Origin of the sequence: Microcoleus sp. PH2017_28_MFU_U_A, assembly GCF_020738035.1 — a bacterium.
Lineage (GTDB): Bacteria > Cyanobacteriota > Cyanobacteriia > Cyanobacteriales > Microcoleaceae > Microcoleus.
Window position 1 is genome coordinate 1 of the sequence record NZ_JAEQCX010000225.1, and the last position, 2,445, is coordinate 2,445.

Here is a 2,445-nt window from a genome sequence, read left to right on the forward strand (position 1 = left end):
TGGCAGGTAAAAAATTATAATCAGTCCAAATGCAGATTTCTCTGACGCAAGACGCCCACATCTGTCATCCAATGGCACGGAGGCAAAAACAAATTGAACCAGGGGCAAATAGTCTCGTGCGATCGCCCGAGTTGCGGACAAAGCTACCCAAATAGTCAAGGATGGGTAGCTTTGTCAATAAATTAAGTTACAGTTTCAAACCCCCACCATACTGACTACAGTGGCGCGGTTTGGCACGGGACTTATCTGACTTGGATGGAGGAAGCTAGGGTGGAAAGTTTGCGCTCTCTCGGCATCGAGTATGCAGAGTGGGTGGCGCAGGGTGTGGAATTGCCGGTGGTTGAGCTTTCACTGCGCTACCACCGCTCTGTACAAATGGGTCAATCTGTGGCAGTCAGAACCCGGATGGCTGCTACCGAGGGCGTGCGGCTGCTTTGGGATTACGAAATTCGATCGCCCGACGCTCAAGAATTATACGTGACAGCACAGGTAACTTTGGTTGGTGTCGATCGGGACAAGGGCAAGATTATCCGTCAATTGCCGCCGGCGCTAAAGGAAGCTTTGACAAGGCTTTCTGTGAAACCTGTACCCTAACTTTGGTTCATTATCCAAAATAGTTTGCCCAGACATCATAAGTAGAGTGGTTGAATTTCAGTCATTAAACAAGATTGCACTGATTCGCTCGCTCTACTTAAAATTATCTCTATTTTATTTTTGTTAGATAAACTTTTAATCTACCATTGACCTGTCAATCAAATATTTATGCCAAACTTCTACTTGTACCAATTGAAACAATCCTTGTTACAACACTATTAGTTGAGTTTGTTTACTCAACTATTGCCGCGCTTTGCGTCGCTATAGAAATCCTAAATCATTTGTGAATTTCTTACTCCCTCCCCTTAATAAGGGTAGGGTTGGGGTGGGGTAAAAAACTTTACGACTCCTGCAAAGACTGCTATAGTTTGATGTTCTGTTGTTGTTGGGAACCATACATGGCGAGACACCCTACCAATATTGTTGCATTAATTTTCCAAAATTGTATTAATTCGCTGCCCAAATATCCCAATTAATGCGCTCTACACAACAACATTGTACATTAATGTTAACATTTAACTATGTCAAACAATGTAAACAAATATAAAGTGTTTTGCCAGGTAAACACAGGCGCTAAAATTGTGATATCCTTGAACAAGATAGTGTTTTTTGAATACCCATTTTGGGAAAAACAGCAAAATAACTCAATTTATATCAATTAAATAAACAAATGGAAGCATTACTTTTATTGATAGGGTTTGCAGGCGGGGCATTAGTCTGCTGGCTTATTTTGAATAAGCGAAATTCACGCAATTTGGTGCGGATGCAGGGTTCGCAGGAGGCCATATCGAAGTTGGCGTCGCAGTTGGATGCTAGAACTTCGGAATTGCGGCAGAAAATGCAGAATGAAACTCAGCTAAATTCTGAAATGTTTGAGCTGCAAAGTCGCTTGGAAATTGTGACTCGCGAGCAAGATGTTTTAAACAATCAAGTGTCGGAATTGGAAGAATTTTTGGCAGGAATTGCTGAGGAGCGATCGCAAGTTAATGCTCTGATTGCTGATTTGCAGTTTCAGCTAGAAAATACTCAACAAGCTGAGTCTCAGTTAGCAGAAGTGGCAGAACTTCAATATCAGTTAGAATTGGCTCAGCACGAGCGATCGCAACTTAACGCCCAAATCCGGGAAATGCAAGCAGAGTTAGAGGCGGTTAATGCAGAACGTTCTCAATTTAACGCTCTGCTTTCGGAAGTTGAAAGTCAGTTGGAAACTGCTAGCCAAGGCAGATTGCAGGTACAATACCAGTTGTCAGAAATTCAAATTAAGTTCGATCGCTCAATTCAAGAGCGGGAGCAACTTCAGTCTCAACTTTCGGGATTGCAAGCTCAACTAGAGAGTTCAGAGCAAGAACGAGAAATCCTCAACTCTCAATTGGAAACCGCCCGCCAACAACCAAATCAACCGCAACCTGAAGCATTAGAGCTGGAAACGCAGTTAGAAGCAGCGAATCAGGATAAAATGCAGTTAAACTCTCAATTATCTGAGCTGCAAAGTCAATCAGAAACGGTTGTTCGAGAGCGGGAACAGTTGCTGTCTCAGTTGTCAGAATTGCAGGTTCAATTAGAAACGGCTAACAAAGAGCGATCGCACATTTACTCTCAACTCTCGGAATTGCAAAATCTCTTCGATACAGCAAATCAGAGCCAAGCTCAACTGCAATCTTCAGTATCCGAATTAGAACAGCAGTTAGAAAGTCTATACCAAGAGCGATCGCAACTGCAATCAGATTTAGAAACTGCAAACACAGAACGCTCGCACCTCTATTCTCAAGTCTTAGAATTGCAAACTCAAATCGAGACAGCCAACCACAATCAAGCTCAACTGCAATCTCAAATATCCGACTTAGAAAATCA

Annotated in this window: 1 protein-coding gene and 1 pseudogene; both read left to right on the forward strand. The window is 42.6% G+C overall.

Annotation, left to right across the window (positions count from 1 at the left end):
• Window positions 1-201: 201 nt before the first annotated feature.
• A pseudogene (locus JGK14_RS33900) lies at window positions 202-594 on the forward strand (acyl-CoA thioesterase); the annotation flags it as partial.
• Window positions 595-1,264: 670 nt separating this feature from the next.
• The coding region (locus JGK14_RS33905; protein WP_293328084.1) for a hypothetical protein at window positions 1,265-2,445 on the forward strand (1,181 nt) is incomplete at its 3' end.